Origin of the sequence: Ohtaekwangia sp. (assembly GCF_036568665.1) — a bacterium.
Taxonomy (GTDB): domain Bacteria; phylum Bacteroidota; class Bacteroidia; order Cytophagales; family Cyclobacteriaceae; genus Ohtaekwangia.
In genome coordinates this window covers 1-14766 of sequence record NZ_DATCSD010000355.1, presented here as the reverse complement: position 1 = coordinate 14766, position 14766 = coordinate 1, and the positions used below count along the sequence as shown (strand labels likewise).

Below are 14766 nucleotides of genomic sequence, written 5' to 3'. Positions count from 1 at the left end.
CAATTATTGACCAAGATTGGATTGAATCTTTCCTTTAGTTTTCAAAACGTGTGGACTGAAAAATTTCAAGAGCTTGTAACTTTCAAAAAGAAATTCGGACATCTTCAAATACCAACGACAACGACAGAATATCGCCCCTTACACACCTGGGCGAAACATCAACGGGAAGCCTACCATGCAGGGAGTATTTCGAAGGATCGATACGATCTCCTTGATGGTATTGGATTCAATTGGAACCCACCAACAGGTCGCCGAAAATTGAAAAAATAAAGTAATGCCTTTACCTGAAATAGCTTCACCTGAACGTGCAAGCTATTGACAATAATCAGATATACTTGGAGTCTTTCCATACTATGTAAAAAAAGTGAGTGATAGGACTACCCACTGACGGGAAAAACGCGGCTCATAAATCGCTGTGCACACTACGCTAACTTGAATTACCTGTGAGGGTTGATGCTCATGGACTTGTGAAGTTGTGCTCACTTATCCTCCTTCGCCAGCCTAGTATACCGTTCCTGTTCGTCAGTACCGGAGTTTGTAGTCTCGCTTCCTTCAGTGCATGCCTCGCAGCAAACCACCTTGCGACTTACTAACAGGCTTCACCAACTCGCCTGTGAGAGACTTGCACTCTCTGGAATATTCGATATCTTCGATACTTTGCCCATGCTGGGCACACACAAAATGTATAATCCATGGCGCTGATAAGGAGGACATTTTTTAACGTTTGCTTAGCGCCACGGCTTATACATAAACGTTATGCACAATGCCGTTGACAAGGTTATGAGCAGCAAAATATCGAATTAATTTTTAAGTCAGTTGTAAATGCAGAAAGAATATGAATTCGATGAAGCCTTCCGTCGCGATGGCGGCAGAGCCAAAAGTGAGATCGATTTATTTACTGATATAAGGAGACGTTTCTCGGCAGTTAACACTTTCTTGAAGCATTCCTACCCGAACCTGCCTGAAATACATTTGGATTTTATCGAGAACGATAGCTTAAATGCAGCAGCGACCAAATATAAAGGGAATTACTTCATTGGCATAAACCTCGGTAGTTATTTTCTTATCTACGATATGTTTATGAAGATGTTGGCTTCAAAGTCTGTATGGCCTAAAATCGGCAACAACCAATTAGAAACAGACCATAAGAAAATTTTAAAAGCATACATTAATATTTATGATAAAATAACATTTAGATTCGATAATCAAGACATAGCTATACCGCAAGACAAGTTGCGACTTGAGTTTGCAATATTATGCACAAATCATGCATTTGATTTTTTAATTTACCATGAAATTGCTCACATTTTGCGAGGGCATGTTGGATATCTTGCGAGTCTTATTGAGAATAATTTTTACTGGCGTGAATTTGATAACTTAAGTCAAAGATCAAAACTTCCCTCAGATGTTTCTCAAACTTTAGAAATGGATGCAGACAGTTTTGCGACTAACAGATCTCTAAATATTATCGCGTCAAATTTGAAAGATACGAAACAAGTAAACGAGATATTTAGATTTGCCTTCAAGGACTGGTCAACTATTTTACCGATATGGGTTTTTTCTATCTATTCATTATTTAGATTATTTGGATATAGACAATACGCTGTTGAGGATGCAAAAAAATTAAGTCATCCGCCTTCTTCAATTAGGATGGCTTTAATTGCTGGAAACATTGTAACGTTGTTCGAACTAAAATATGGAAAGGAACTGATTCCAAGCGTAGTTAAAGACATTATAGAGTCTACTAAAGCGGCTGAGGACGCGTTTTCGGAAATCACTTTTCAAGAGGCGAACTGGGATATTTATAGAAATAGTTATACTAAAGAATCAACTGACTATATCTTCAGTATTACTGACAATTGGAATAAAGTGCGTCCAGTATTGGAAGAATATGCTTTAGGGAATCTTCCTCCGTTGAAGATAATAAAATGAGGCGAATCAATTCTCTTCGAGACATACCGAGTTGTGATTTCCAACACATGCAGTAAGTTCTAGCGCGGTGGGAAAATCAGGAAGTATACTAAAACAAAGATGTCTTTCCGGATGATGTATCCGTTTTGAAATCGGTTTCCCATAGAACGGGAAAATCGCAGAAAATGAACTAAAAACGAGGGTTTACTCATAGACTAGCCGTTTTTCGGTCTAAAAACGAACGTTACTTCAAATTGCAAAAGGAAAAGATTACGCTAAAGGCAAGCTGTGAGGAGCAATAATCCTTATCCAAGATTAAAATATCTTTTTCCCTTGTGTAAGGCGTTTGCAAGGTTCATGCGTTTGCGAAAAATCCCCATCATATATACTTGGAGTCTTTCTTAACGCAAGTATATAAATGCTTTCTATGCGTCAAATATACTTTACTGATTTTATGTTAATCAATCGCCTGCTTGATGTAGTTACGGTCGCATAAATTACCGCGACTCAGTGTATTCTAAAAAATGTCACAACATTTATATACTCTTCGCAGAAGCAAAGGCCAATCTATAGATCAACTACATTTACATCGGTATCGACAAGCAAGTCATCGGCGCTTCCAACGAGGTAATTAACAGATGCTGTTCCTGTCATTGGTTTATTGCTATAGCTTTTGCCGTATAGCTTCATATTTACCGCATCCGGCAGATTAACCTCAATTGCTCCTGGTGCTGAAGTACCCGCTTCTAAAACGCATCCCCTTAGTGCCAGCAAATGTGTATGCCCGCCACTGGAGGATTTTATAACGGGTGAAAGTTCGCTTAATTGTTTTATCATGCCGGATATTACAATCGGGGCGCCTTGCCCTAGCAGTATTACTTGCTGGGCATTGCCGACCAGTTTTCCAGTTATCTCCAGGTATTCATTTCCATAAATCGGAGCTGAGGTTGTATCCTTCAATCTTACATAGCCTGTAATCTTGAGAATGCCAACGGAGTTAATAAACTGGAAATTATAAAACTGTCCTTCGAGAATGCAAAGCGATGTAGAGGTATGCATATAGGAGCAATCCTTCCATACACCGTCCAGTTTCAAGACGTTCACCTGGTCATTAACAATCTTTACATTGTTAGCCTGAGCCGTGATTTTTGCGGAACTCATCGGGGCGGCGTTTAATGTACAGTTTGTTATTCGGGCATCCATATTAAAATTACCGGGATAAACTGTCACAGCACCACCATTGAATGAACCGGTACATATACCATAGGTTAAATGAGTTACACATGAATCACCCTGATTTACATTCAGTATATATACATTATGATCATTACCACCGGCGTTTAAAGGTGGTGAGAACAGGCCGTAGTGCGTTGCTTTATAAGTAATGTTAAAGATAAATCCTCCGAACCACGGTTTGATGGCATAGTTTGCGTGCGAGCGATTATTGATACGAAGATTCATCACCCCGGCCCCTTCAGTACTTATGGTTGTAGGACATTCGATGGCTGCCTGCGTACCCGTTTCATCCATTTCAATATTACCTTCAAATATACCGGATGAAAAAGGGCCGGGCATGCGCATAAAGACACCCTCGGACTGAAAAGCATTTGCCCAACGGACAGTAAACTTTTGCTGTTCGCTTCCTTTAAAACTAAACACACCTCCGCCATTCTGAATTATAAAGTCAAAGTCTCCGGTAATGATAACATCTTTCGTGTTGTCAGTGAGAGAAACAAAGTCAAAGACAATGGTATCTTGTTGATTGACGGTTATAGTGGCCTTTCCTCCGAAGGTAGTATAGGCAACGCCGGGTTTGGCAATGTTTGTATTGATGATATAGTTACCGGGAAGAAACGCAATCCTGTCTCCGGGCTGTGCCAGTGCAGCAGCACCGGCAGGGCTATACGATTTCGAAAAATCTCCTTTCAGTCCTGTCTGATCGTTTCCATTAGGAGAAACGAAATATGTATCTGGGAATGTTGAACCGAACCTGTTTTGCTTGGTTGCTATCAGGTCAAAAAGTTTTCGCAAGCTGTTGCCTTCTACCGGTACACCGTCCATCAGGCCGGTCATACTCTCATTAAACTCATCCAGGCTTAACACATCGGCATCATTAAGGATAGCATTTAATTCAGCGAGGGTATCAATATCCTCCTTTTTGAGATTACCCAGCCCCTGAATAATGCTATACAGTTTGCCAAGCGTATTGCCTTCCTCCGGCACTTTTCCCCTGATGGTATCAAGGGCATTGGCGATCGATTCATCCGTTAACAAATCACCATCCAGAATCAAAGCATTAACCTTGGCGATAGAATTAATATCATTTGCTGTCAGGTAGGTCATATCCGGTAATTTTTGAAGTATGCTATAAAGCAACTCCTCGGTAGTTGTATGGAAAGGTGGTTTAGGCGTGTTCATCGAATAATACATTTTTAATTGTTATGGCAAGAGCAGCCGTTGCAATCACTGTGGATGCCGCTATTATTCTTTTCCATTGCAATCGATTCACGGCTCTGAAGTCCAGCAGCGTATAGGTAAAAGCATTGCCATAAAGTGATCTGTGCGTCTCACAAAGCTGCATGAACTCGTCAAAGTCAGTAGCATTCTGAAACACCTGGCAACCGGCTGAATATTTATCTATATACTGTGTAGAACCGGAACTTTCTGCGCGATGAATGTTAATGCCGAAAATTCCTGTCTGCTTTGTACCATTCTCAAAATCAAGGAAAGCGTCACGGTCATAGTCACGAATAATCGTTACAGGTTTTACCTGTTTTAGTGCTTTATACTTTCCACGATGAAGTCCTATGGAAAAGCAGTCTTTGTATTGCCCGCCCATTAAGATAGCGGTGCCATCATTATAGGATGGATTACGAAGCCAATAGGTTCCCGGATCGGTCGTTGCCTTGTAGGCGTTGTAATTCCAGGTTCCTTGAGCATCACAATAGAATACATGAATCTCATCATCAAACCGGTTGGCTACAGTGCTGCGACTGCGTAACCCCACTATATTTAATTGATAGGGTTTTGTATATAATACGTGGCCTTCGTCTTTTAATAAGGCTTTGATTCTTGAAATCATTTAAATATATTTAGTGTATACCAATCGTTGTCTTATGTATCCATCATTCAAAATATCCAGGATATACCTCTTTGATAGAATCCTATTGAAAGACCGGCTTGAAGCACTATCGGTGAAAATTGATCCATTGCCCAGGTATTTTATTTTTTATGTTCCATTCGAAAACATGAACACCTTTATTGCATTGCTGGAACAAAATGCGATCAACGCCTACACGTTCTTTCCAGCCGGTCATTCTCTAACCAAAGTTTGAGTTATTGAAATTTGAACGAGTTGATTCGATTGATCCAGCCTTTGTAGAAAACCTGCTGACTCGGTTTCTCTTTTACCAGGGCATCGATAAAGTTTCTACGAGCTGTCTTCAATGTTTCGAAAAAATCTCGTTGCGGTATCGCATTCAGTATCTTCAAGCTTTGCATGCCGATAAGTCCGTCCACGGCTACACTCAATAATTTTTGAAGCTTCTTAGCCACCAGTATTCTTCCCGAGTTATATCCCCAGTCTACGATGAACTCAGCTACCGATTGATTGAGTATAAAGTCTCCCTGAAAGAAATCCCAGAATACCTTTTTGGCTATATATCGCGCATCATCTTCACTGAGCGCTTTAACATCATCGGCATCTATATCACCGTCCTTGTCTTTGTCATAACCGTACTGCTTCCATGTTGAAAGGATAACGCCATACTTGGTTGGCCCTCCTTTATCTGCCGGATGATTGACATACCCTCCTTCCAAATGCAAGACCTTGCTTGCAAACCCCTCAAAACTTGCCATGTTGTTTAATTGATTTTTGTTGTGTTGATTTTTCGGGCAAGTGTTCCCCTTGCCGCGAAGACATACCTCTCCCGACCATGCAAAACCTGGTTTTGCAAACCCTCCTTTAGTTGTGTTTAATTGTTAGTGAATTGTCAGGATGTGCTGCTATATTTCACATCCTGTGTAGGAACCCGCAGTATACTTCTGTCGACCGAGCGGAACCACGTCATACCATTGATGATTTGTATTTCATCACCCAGTATAGTGTTCCCTTTCACCGGTATGCGATTGTTCCAGGCATCGATGACGATGGTAGGTCGTATCGTGATTAGATCTTTATATAGCTCGATGCCTTGCAGACTCCATACGCCAGTGTCGTGTTCTTTAAGTCCAATGCGCGTGAACTCTCTCTTGATTAGCTTCTGCACTACAGCGTCATCCTTGAAAGCATAATCGAGCAGGTGTGTGACAATAGTCTTGGAAATAATGCTTAGCTTCTTATAATATTCGTTGACCGATGAATATTCGCTTACCGTGTTGATCTGCTTTAGCATCGATAAAACATCCTGATCTTTCTTCTGATTGGCTGCATTGAAAAGCTTTAGCGCAAGCTCACTCGGATTGAATACGACCTGTACTATGGCAGGACTTTGCCCGATGATCTGACTAAAGCCCGTAGCATCTATACTATCGCTATATCCTGCTGCTTTTAATGCTGACGCGGTCGCTGCACCAAATTTTCCATCCACTTTGATGGATGCCCCTTTTTTAATAAGCGCTTGTTGAAGCTGCGTAACGCGTGTACCCCGGCTGCCTTTCTTCAATGGGAAACTATCGCTGCCTGAAGATCGTGCAAAGATTTTTGCCATTGGTTTGCTGGCAGTGGTTGTCGTTGCTTCACTTACGGTGCCATAGTCTGTTGAATCAGTATCGGCAACGTCACCTGATGCGCTGCTGGCAAGTTGTTTTTTTCTCACACGGTTATAGAGTAAATACCCACCGCCCCCCAACGCCGCCAGTGCCAATCCATAGATAAACACCTTTGCCGGGTGTATAGCCTTTCGTTTACCAGCTTGTGTATCAATCCCCCTCAATCCCCTTCTCCTGTTCATGTTTTACTTCTTTGTTTTTAGTATGCGAATGAGGTCGTTATACTCTTCGCTGCTTAGTTCACCTTCCAGGTCTTCATTCAGGCTCCTGTTATACATCCGGTAATATTCTTTCTGAATTTTCTCGTACATTTTTCTGGATGGCAGTTCCTCGAAGACTTTTGTAATTGCTTTCTCATCGGTGCCCCAGCCCATATAGTTATTATTGGCAAAGGCCATCATTAATTGCTTGGCGTAGGTAGCCGGATCGCCTTCTTCCAGACTATGCTTCTGCGAACGGTTAGCCTGTGACTTCTTATAGAAGTGACGCACCAGAAAGAATAAACCCGTAGCAGTACCTGCACCGAGCGTGGTGTATAACACTACGGTTTTAAGGTTCTGGATTTTTTGTGCATCTGATGTCTTCATGTATTATATAATATGGCCTTACAGTCCAAGTGCTTTTTTTGCAAGCGCTGTTTTGGCTGGTTCGTTCTTTACTACATCAGCCAGTTTAGCAATCTCAGTTACTTTGAGCCTTTGCATCAGCGTGGAGGCTGCCTGTAGTTTCAGGATTGCTTCATCCTGGCTTTGTGCTTCTATACTTATCTCAAAAGAATATTTCATGTTTGTGTTTGTTTAGCGTTTTAATAGTTCAATAATTAAGTCGAGCCGCGACTTGTCTTCAGCGAGCAATTGTGTAATCCTGTTGACCTTGTCAAATTCATCTTTGGTAAATACGCCTCTGATGGACATGCCAAAGTCAAGGGCAAATAGTTGCTCTTCGGTTAGTGTAGTAACAGGAGTCTGCTTGGGCTGACTTTGATCTTTCAGCTTATAGCTCACGTCGCAATGCTCTACATCTACGGCGGGTGGTAGCGGCTCCATGAGTCCGGCGAGTGCTTCACCACCGGGCATACGTGCAATGATCTGCGGATTACGCTTGATCAGACTCTCCACTACACTTGAACCGATCTCGCCAATGACACCACTTAGTGGCGAGCGACTGGCAATCAGTGCATCCTTTTCTTTTTCAAGTTCGCCGATGTCATTTTCAAGCTCTTTGATTTGCTCTTCGAGTTGCTTATTCCTGGCAACAAGATCGATGAATTCTTTTTCACGCATCTTTTGGTCGATGCCAGCCTGAATCTGCTTTTTTATATCAGCAGGATCGATCCACTCACCGCCACCCATCGTGAAAACATACTTCTCATTGTTATTACTGCTGCCGAAATAAAGTTTAATGGTAACGCTCTTGGTTTTTCCATCAACGTATTCATCAAACATGTGAAACATCTCCGGGTCGCTTGTCCTGCGAATGACCCTGTCATCGTCCACATCGATTTCATATAGGATCGGTTCACCGCTCTGATGCGCCCGGCGAACCTGATCGGCCAGCATGTCTATTTTCCGCTGATTGTAGGGTTCTATTTTTTTGTGTGATCTCTCGCTCATCCCCGTGCCTGTTTAGTATTAGGTTATAATTATTACTTGTATAAATTTCACTTTCCGTTTACCTGTACCCGGATTATAGATAGTGATTTCGCCACGATGCTCATGCACATTGTCCGGCAGTGGATCATCAGTAGAATCATACATTCCATAATCTGATTCTATCACGATTCCAGGGGGGTCATCCACGATATAGAACAGTTCGTTGTAGGCCGGTATAGTTACCGTGCTCACCGGATCGATCACCAGGTCACGATAACGTAGCTGATGCCGCTCATAACCAAGTTCCTTTACGCGGAGTGGTGCGTAGTGAAGTATATAGCTTTCCGTCATAGAATGAATTGTTCTGGTTCTTCTTCCTCCAACCTCTTGCGTTCATCCTCTACGGCTACAAACTCTTCAGCACCTTCATACTGCACATAGATGCGGATGGTAAAGGGAGACTGAAAATCAGCTCCCTTAAACCATGCACGGATATATACATTGTCACCCGCTATATCTGTGGGACATAACTCGGGGACTCTGCCTGTAATCCACGGCTTGTTAAAAGAAGAATCGTTCAATCCCATCAGGGCTTCATCGGATATATCCGTAGTATAGCCTCCTATATACGCCTTGTGAAATATATCTGTTCTGTCACCTGCCTGTAAAGTCACCGCCCCACAATTGCTCCAGCTTGCCGTGCATGTAACCAGCACGCCGGTAATGCTCACAGCGTTCGATGGCAAGCGTATATCAATCGGCCTGAACCGCTCAGGCTTTTCGATAGTTACCATTGTCACTACCGTTTTGCGTCTTGTTTGTGTTACGATCATACTTTTACTTCATTTCACATTGCAGATATATATTCACCTGATAGGGTGCAAAGTCCGCGTCTGGACTGGGTGTATCTTTATACTGAATCTTTACCTCTCCATTGCCTGCCAGTACACCCTGATCGTGCTGTTTGCCGTCTTCATCTTCTCCAAGCGTTTTATACTTTTGGTTCGGCGCTACACTGATGCCGGTCATAAACAGGCAACTCTCAAAGTTTTCCGGAATGATTTCTTCACCACTGATCTCTACACGTTGGGAACCCCGGTGAAACAACAAGCTTTTCCGGTTTGAACTGAGCATGATGCCATGCACAATCTTTACGTTCTTATCCAGATCAAACTTCTTGTTCACCGTTTGTCCCTCCGTTTCGACCAGGAAGGAAAACATTCTCTGCACGTTCCGCATAGCGATTAAGGTATAGTAGCCGTTCCAACAAGTCCTACATAGATCACCGCGTTAGGATCGACACCCGTAACTGTTCCGAGTTCTATTTCAAACTCTATATCGATGTCGTCCTGGATAAGGCGCGGATTGGAAAGCTTGTAAAAGCCTTTCGGTACTTGCGAAAATCCATCGGTGATGAAGCTGCGATTGGATGTATCGCTCACCAGTTGTTTCTTGTTTGCTTTGAGTTTGAACTCTCCGTTAGCAAAAGCGGCAACACCGCCTATCGTATCGAAGCTTGTTACCTTGATCGCTTCAGGATCGAGTGAATCGGCTTTGCCCTGCATTAGGATTATACCCGATACGAGGAGCGCCATGTTTTTGGGAAGCTTCGCGTTGCTGATGTTACGCAGGCCCACTTCTTTTACATCCTGGCTCTCGAACATCTTGATCGTCTTGGCACCCTTGACAGGTTTGATCGAATAGATCAGGTGATCGGCCAGGCGAAGCTTGCCCTCTCCCAATTGTTCCTTAATGTGTTTGGGCAATTCAACAAAGAATTTCTCAAACTCTGCGCGGGAACCCTGTGAAGGTATATGACGCTTGGTTAATTTACTTACGGCGCGTGCGCGCGCTACCGGGTTCAGGGCATTCAGGTATCCCATCAACGCCTCATCCACCTCTCCATTCAATCCCAGCAATTCTGCGGGATTCGTGTACTCACTCTCCATCACTTGTCCTAATGCTCCTAGCATATTGTTTTTTGTTTTAATTGTTTAACTTCTTTTCTGTGTGGGTGTGCTCGCTACCGCTGCGATTCAGGTGTGCTATACATTGATATATGCAGATGTATCAATGTATAAAACTATACTGCTACAGTCTCGCGAAGTCTTTTTGTTACTTTAAATCAGATTTGGTTTTTCAGAACTCGCGGTCTATGTCTTCGATACCGTTTGTGCCGCGATTCAGAGCCGCTACCTGTTGCTCTACGCGTTCCATCGCTGATAGATCAAGATCTTTCGTACTCATCGGGTTAATGAAGTACTGTACGTTGTCGCTTGCGCCCAAGCCGTTTGTTCCGGTATTCGAACTTGCACCAGCCGCGCCCTGTTTTGCATCACCTGCATCGTCAGCCGGTATATATAGCTTGTCCTTGAAGTTCTCGAAGAACTTGCCTACACGATCTTTGGCATCCTGGGCAATCTGTTTGACATCAAAACCATTTGCATCGTCCATGCCATTTAATGGTTTAACAGGGGTCTGAAATCCGTTGCTCATACTCATACCCAGACCGACCGCTAATAGATAATCATTATCCATATACTTTCCAGCTATTGTGATCGGTGCTCCGAACAGGAGCGAATGCCTGCCGACTGCTGCTCCCAGCAGACTACCACCAAAGGCTGTCAGAACCAATAGACCGCCTCCTTTGACAGCTTCCCAAATCCGTTCCTTGTCTAAGCTTGCCGGTATACCTTGTAGACCGCTGTGATTTTTGCATTTTCTACTTTTACGTTTGTGTTTCTTTTGTCCCATGTGTCATAAGAGTTTTGTGAATTTTATTTTCTGTACTGTGTGTGCTTTTTGTCCGCTGCTTCGATTCTTAGCATTGCGTTTTTTCTTCCGTTTTTTACCTGATGATGGTATACCATTCATCGCCTGCGGGCTGTTGTGACTGCTCCCTTTCAGTAACCGTACCAGCATATAACTACCTCCGGCTACTGCTGCACCAATTGCTATAGATTTACCGGGATTGTCTTTAATCCAGGTAGTGGTCTTCTGGATAAAACCTTCTTCGCTCTTTGGCTTAACACCCGGAAGATTTTGAGTTGTCTGGTTATCATCAGATGTATTCCCTCCGGAGGAGGTATATATATCTGGTACTGTTGTTCCAGCAGACGTATTACCGCCGGCAGTATTTGCTGCCGTATTATTTGTTTCATTGTTGTTGTTAATTTGTGGTTTTACGATCGTGGGCATTGAGACACTGGGCAACACCACAGGGATGTTCGACCGCGCAGCCTGCATGAAAGGTGCTGCCTTTGCAGCAGCGTCTGTAACATTGTTAGCCGCTTGCGTTACATTGCTCGCAGCCCGGGTAATCCACGACATATCGTCATCCGTAGTAGCCGTTGACGCCGCACCCTCATCAATTCTTACTTCATCGTCACTGTCCTGTATCGTTCCCTTTTTGGCGTCCTCGATACTTGTTGCATTGTCGGTTTCGCTTTGGAAACTTGCTTCCTCTGCACCACCTTTATTGAATAAGCCTTTCACTTGTTTGAGTGCCCCGGCCACGGCACCTACCGCGGCCATTGCCGCTACTATCGATGCGCCAGCCGCGATCTCACCAAGACCGCTCAGGGAAGTACCGCCGCCATGCAGCACGGTATATTCCTGTATATCGGCATATATACTATCATCAAAGCCGCCCAGTCCATTGAGTGGAACAGGATTGTGTCTTTTGTTACCTCTTCCTTTAAGAACTGCCTTTTTGAAGTTGCTCTTGTTGCCACCAGCATCATAGTATATCTTCTCTGCTTTGTCTTTGATCTTGCGCACCCTTGCCAGTGCTTCCAGATTAATGCCGCGCTCCACTGCCTGCTGATCCGTCAGATACGCATAGCGAATCCGGCCACCAATGTTGAACAGATTGAGTTTTGTAGCCAGCAGGAAACCATTTCGAAGAAGTATGGTGCCTGGATTGGTAAAGCGATTGATAAAGTGTACACCTTTCTTAGCTACGGCCTGTAAAACTTTCTTCTGGCCTTCCGCTGCCTTCTTGATGATGTTCTTCTGTACATCTATGCTTTTGGTAATAATCTTCTTCTGTACCTCGGCAACTTTCTTTACGGCACCACCAATCTTTTTAAAGATGTTACCTATTTCTTCACCGTCATATACTGAAGCTATATCTGCCAGGTCAACTGTTTCCGGCTCCCGATAGCCTGGCCCCATGAGTTGCATTTCTATCTCCCCATAATCCTCACGCTCCATTGCATCGTTGTTATCGATGCCGTCCAAATAATCCAATCTCATCTTATAGTCTTTACATTCTAAAAAAGGCTCCTCATCATCAAAACCATCCTTCACACAATCCACCGTGATGTAGTCATTACGATTGGAAAGTATACCGTTCAAACTTCCACTCACCGGAACAATCGGGTATATATGCTGCCACGTGGGTATATCCGGTGGTTCCTTCGGATATTTTGTAATCCTGAGCAGGTGTGGTATACCAAGATTCACCAGTATAGAACTTATGAACTCCGTATAGCAGTCGCAGTCAACGCCAGTACCGCGTTCGTACCATGTTCGCCTGGGACTGCGTATCTGCTCAACGCCCGGTTCGTCCATCTTATACTGTATATGGTCATACACAAACTGCCATATATTCCTGCATGTATCCCGAAGCGCTTTTCCCTTTAGCTTGGCCGCAATCTTTTTTGTCTGCCAGAGAGACATTGGTACAGTCTGTCGGATAAGTTTGAGTGTATCTTCTACATCTGCATTCTTTTTCGTCCGATGGTCTATACCCGAAGGCTTGGGAAAGAGGTGGTCGAATTCCCATCCGCTCTTGATCTTTCTCCTTTTGTTCGCCTTGCCCTCTTTTCCTTTTTCCCACTTACTCATTCCCCTCTGTCTTTCAAGCCTTCTTGCCGCTTCCCAGTGTGATGTTATCCGTTTTGGTATAGGGAAGTTTATCATTTATAGTCGTGATCGTTTTTACTACTATACTGATCTGCCCTTTGTCTCTGTACTCTTTGAGCAGTGCCGGTACTTTTGTTGCCAGTGTCAGAAATCCTATATTTATGCGTATAGGCTCCATCTTTACTTCACTGAATTTGGGCACCTCTATATTTACATTCTGCATTTGTGAGGATGCTATGGTATTGTCGTTATAAACAATCTTCACAAAAGGTTGCTTTACTTTTACGCTTCCACCGCTCGGATTCTTTAGTGTTACATCGACCTGTAGTTCTATGCCTTGCAGGGTTATTTTATGGATCGATGCGTTGGTTACAGTTTCAAGTTCCTGGGAGAAGCGGTTGAGCTTCAGAAAATAGCTTACTCCATACAGAGTAGCCAGCGCGCCCGCGCCATACAGTATATGTCTACTCTTTATCATGGCGCTTACGTTTACGGATTCTGATTTTACGGATGCGCGTGAAGTCGCGTACCTTCGCTTTGTGTTTCAGCCAGAGCGGACTGTATATATCACCAATGATCTTGAAGCCCAGACAGATTATACCGCCGACTATTGCTTTTATCATATAGTCTATGAGAAAGGTAAGATCAATGTGTGGTAGTACATTGAAGATCGCTCCGAACAGAAATGCAATCCAATTGCTTCCTGTAATATGACTTGTTGTTGTCGTTGTGTTCATGATGTAAACATACGAGGACACCAGAACGCGACTACCGTGATTTGTACACAATGGGCTGAACGTGTACACAATGGCCAGAATTTGTACACAATGGTCGCAATTTGTACACATGTTCTTCGTGGAACATCGCACATTTATAGAAAGCCTATTGCTATGCTTAATCCTCACCTGCTGGCTGGCGATCACGTGTACAGCTCCATATTTAAGAAGCTGGCTGAAACGTTTGATAAATACAGAGACACATACCCCCCCGGGAAAGTATTATATAGATTCGGATGCCGAATGACTTCCACCAAGCCGATGCCCGCCTTTTTGCTCTCTGACTGAATAGTACTGATTTGATGGTCAGGAACTGTATTCTACTGCCAATTCAGACCACCGCCAATAAAAAAGCCGATAGCTCTCCGTCTGGGACTATCGGCTTTAGCCTAACCTGCCTATCTGTATAGGCGAGGAGCCAAATATACTCGATTCGAATTAGATTGTATATTTCTTAAAAATCATATCAAGTTCTTCCATCACAAGTACCTGGCAGTTTGCCATTGAAGTAAACGTCATTCAATTACCTTTCCGGCAGCGGAGATTCTAACCAGTTCGAATGAGTTGGAGCTACCATTTACAGGGTCATTTTTTTGTTGCTCGCCAATCATAACAAAATTTCCGTCTTTGTCTTTAATCACGTCTGCAATGATGACACCATAATAACTGTAGGAAAGAAGGACGCCATTCTTATCGATCCGCGCCACTGAGTATATCCCACGTTACCTCCCTGTAAAAATTGCGTCAATCAGTATTTTTCGCTTTTGGTCATCATTCGTATAAACAACAGAAATTTTTCCGCTATCAATGTATTTCAAATTATGATCCTCAATTAGAAGAATCTTTTT

The 14766-nt window shown here is 43.3% G+C and carries 18 protein-coding genes; 2 read left to right on the top strand and 16 right to left on the bottom strand.

Annotated features, from left to right (window positions below; translation table 11 throughout):
* On the top strand, positions 1-270 hold a 270-nt coding region (locus VIN08_RS20465; RefSeq protein WP_331969035.1), incomplete at its 5' end, for a helicase associated domain-containing protein.
* Between the two features lie 552 nt (positions 271-822).
* Positions 823-1932, top strand: coding sequence for a hypothetical protein (locus VIN08_RS20460; protein ID WP_331969033.1), 1110 nt, complete (start codon positions 823-825; stop codon positions 1930-1932).
* Between the two features lie 546 nt (positions 1933-2478).
* Here the strand turns inward: VIN08_RS20460 and VIN08_RS20455 are convergent.
* The 16 genes from VIN08_RS20455 to VIN08_RS20380 all read right to left on the bottom strand — a co-directional run bounded on the left by VIN08_RS20455 (position 2479) and on the right by VIN08_RS20380 (position 14625).
* Entirely contained in the window at positions 2479-4329 is a 1851-nt protein-coding gene (locus VIN08_RS20455; RefSeq protein ID WP_331969030.1) for a hypothetical protein, read from the bottom strand.
* Positions 4316-4993, bottom strand: a complete 678-nt coding sequence (locus VIN08_RS20450; RefSeq protein WP_331969027.1) for a hypothetical protein — start codon at positions 4991-4993, stop codon at positions 4316-4318. The genes VIN08_RS20455 and VIN08_RS20450 overlap by 14 nt, the downstream gene beginning before the upstream one ends.
* Before the next feature lie 254 nt (positions 4994-5247).
* Positions 5248-5769, bottom strand: coding sequence for a glycoside hydrolase family 108 protein (locus VIN08_RS20445; protein ID WP_331969024.1), 522 nt, complete (start codon positions 5767-5769; stop codon positions 5248-5250).
* Between the two features lie 134 nt (positions 5770-5903).
* Positions 5904-6863: a peptidoglycan-binding domain-containing protein gene (locus tag VIN08_RS20440; protein ID WP_331969022.1), complete on the bottom strand. Its 960-nt coding sequence runs from the start codon at positions 6861-6863 to the stop codon at positions 5904-5906.
* A gap of 3 nt (positions 6864-6866) precedes the next feature.
* Entirely contained in the window at positions 6867-7268 is a 402-nt protein-coding gene (locus tag VIN08_RS20435; protein WP_331969019.1) for a hypothetical protein, read from the bottom strand.
* Between the two features lie 18 nt (positions 7269-7286).
* Positions 7287-7466: a hypothetical protein gene (locus tag VIN08_RS20430; RefSeq protein WP_331969016.1), complete on the bottom strand. Its 180-nt coding sequence runs from the start codon at positions 7464-7466 to the stop codon at positions 7287-7289.
* Positions 7467-7478: 12 nt separating this feature from the next.
* Positions 7479-8294: a hypothetical protein gene (locus tag VIN08_RS20425; protein ID WP_331969013.1), complete on the bottom strand. Its 816-nt coding sequence runs from the start codon at positions 8292-8294 to the stop codon at positions 7479-7481.
* An 18-nt stretch (positions 8295-8312) separates the two neighbouring features.
* Positions 8313-8624, bottom strand: coding sequence for a hypothetical protein (locus VIN08_RS20420; protein WP_331969010.1), 312 nt, complete (start codon positions 8622-8624; stop codon positions 8313-8315).
* Positions 8621-9106, bottom strand: a complete 486-nt coding sequence (locus tag VIN08_RS20415; protein WP_331969008.1) for a hypothetical protein — start codon at positions 9104-9106, stop codon at positions 8621-8623. The genes VIN08_RS20420 and VIN08_RS20415 overlap by 4 nt, the downstream gene beginning before the upstream one ends.
* 4 nt (positions 9107-9110) lie before the next feature.
* Positions 9111-9512, bottom strand: coding sequence for a hypothetical protein (locus VIN08_RS20410; RefSeq protein ID WP_331969005.1), 402 nt, complete (start codon positions 9510-9512; stop codon positions 9111-9113).
* A gap of 5 nt (positions 9513-9517) precedes the next feature.
* A complete protein-coding gene (locus tag VIN08_RS20405; RefSeq protein WP_331969002.1) occupies positions 9518-10246 on the bottom strand; it encodes a hypothetical protein in 729 nt (242 codons plus the stop codon).
* Positions 10247-10412: 166 nt separating this feature from the next.
* Positions 10413-11027: a hypothetical protein gene (locus VIN08_RS20400; RefSeq protein WP_331968999.1), complete on the bottom strand. Its 615-nt coding sequence runs from the start codon at positions 11025-11027 to the stop codon at positions 10413-10415.
* A gap of 3 nt (positions 11028-11030) precedes the next feature.
* Positions 11031-13124: a hypothetical protein gene (locus VIN08_RS20395; RefSeq protein ID WP_331968996.1), complete on the bottom strand. Its 2094-nt coding sequence runs from the start codon at positions 13122-13124 to the stop codon at positions 11031-11033.
* 13 nt (positions 13125-13137) lie between these two features.
* A complete protein-coding gene (locus VIN08_RS20390; RefSeq protein ID WP_331968993.1) occupies positions 13138-13620 on the bottom strand; it encodes a hypothetical protein in 483 nt (160 codons plus the stop codon).
* A complete protein-coding gene (locus VIN08_RS20385) occupies positions 13607-13879 on the bottom strand; it encodes a hypothetical protein (RefSeq protein ID WP_331968990.1) in 273 nt (90 codons plus the stop codon). Before VIN08_RS20385 ends, VIN08_RS20390 begins: the two co-directional genes overlap by 14 nt.
* Before the next feature lie 554 nt (positions 13880-14433).
* Positions 14434-14625 (bottom strand): hypothetical protein, encoded by a 192-nt coding sequence (locus VIN08_RS20380; RefSeq protein ID WP_331968987.1) that lies wholly within the window; start codon positions 14623-14625, stop codon positions 14434-14436.
* Between the last annotated feature and the right edge of the window lie 141 nt (positions 14626-14766).

Excerpts from the sequence above, each read along its gene's own strand:
- VIN08_RS20460 (WP_331969033.1), top strand. The coding sequence starts at position 823 with ATGCAGAAAGAATATGAATTCGATGAAGCCTTCCGTCGCGATGGCGGC.
- VIN08_RS20455 (WP_331969030.1), bottom strand. The coding sequence starts at position 4,329 with ATGAACACGCCTAAACCACCTTTCCATACAACTACCGAGGAGTTGCTT.
- VIN08_RS20450 (WP_331969027.1), bottom strand. The coding sequence starts at position 4,993 with ATGATTTCAAGAATCAAAGCCTTATTAAAAGACGAAGGCCACGTATTA.
- VIN08_RS20445 (WP_331969024.1), bottom strand. The coding sequence starts at position 5,769 with ATGGCAAGTTTTGAGGGGTTTGCAAGCAAGGTCTTGCATTTGGAAGGA.
- VIN08_RS20440 (WP_331969022.1), bottom strand. The coding sequence starts at position 6,863 with ATGAACAGGAGAAGGGGATTGAGGGGGATTGATACACAAGCTGGTAAA.
- VIN08_RS20435 (WP_331969019.1), bottom strand. The coding sequence starts at position 7,268 with ATGAAGACATCAGATGCACAAAAAATCCAGAACCTTAAAACCGTAGTG.
- VIN08_RS20430 (WP_331969016.1), bottom strand. The coding sequence starts at position 7,466 with ATGAAATATTCTTTTGAGATAAGTATAGAAGCACAAAGCCAGGATGAA.
- VIN08_RS20425 (WP_331969013.1), bottom strand. The coding sequence starts at position 8,294 with ATGAGCGAGAGATCACACAAAAAAATAGAACCCTACAATCAGCGGAAA.
- VIN08_RS20420 (WP_331969010.1), bottom strand. The coding sequence starts at position 8,624 with ATGACGGAAAGCTATATACTTCACTACGCACCACTCCGCGTAAAGGAA.
- VIN08_RS20415 (WP_331969008.1), bottom strand. The coding sequence starts at position 9,106 with ATGATCGTAACACAAACAAGACGCAAAACGGTAGTGACAATGGTAACT.
- VIN08_RS20410 (WP_331969005.1), bottom strand. The coding sequence starts at position 9,512 with ATGCGGAACGTGCAGAGAATGTTTTCCTTCCTGGTCGAAACGGAGGGA.
- VIN08_RS20405 (WP_331969002.1), bottom strand. The coding sequence starts at position 10,246 with ATGCTAGGAGCATTAGGACAAGTGATGGAGAGTGAGTACACGAATCCC.
- VIN08_RS20400 (WP_331968999.1), bottom strand. The coding sequence starts at position 11,027 with ATGGGACAAAAGAAACACAAACGTAAAAGTAGAAAATGCAAAAATCAC.
- VIN08_RS20395 (WP_331968996.1), bottom strand. The coding sequence starts at position 13,124 with ATGAGTAAGTGGGAAAAAGGAAAAGAGGGCAAGGCGAACAAAAGGAGA.
- VIN08_RS20390 (WP_331968993.1), bottom strand. The coding sequence starts at position 13,620 with ATGATAAAGAGTAGACATATACTGTATGGCGCGGGCGCGCTGGCTACT.
- VIN08_RS20385 (WP_331968990.1), bottom strand. The coding sequence starts at position 13,879 with ATGAACACAACGACAACAACAAGTCATATTACAGGAAGCAATTGGATT.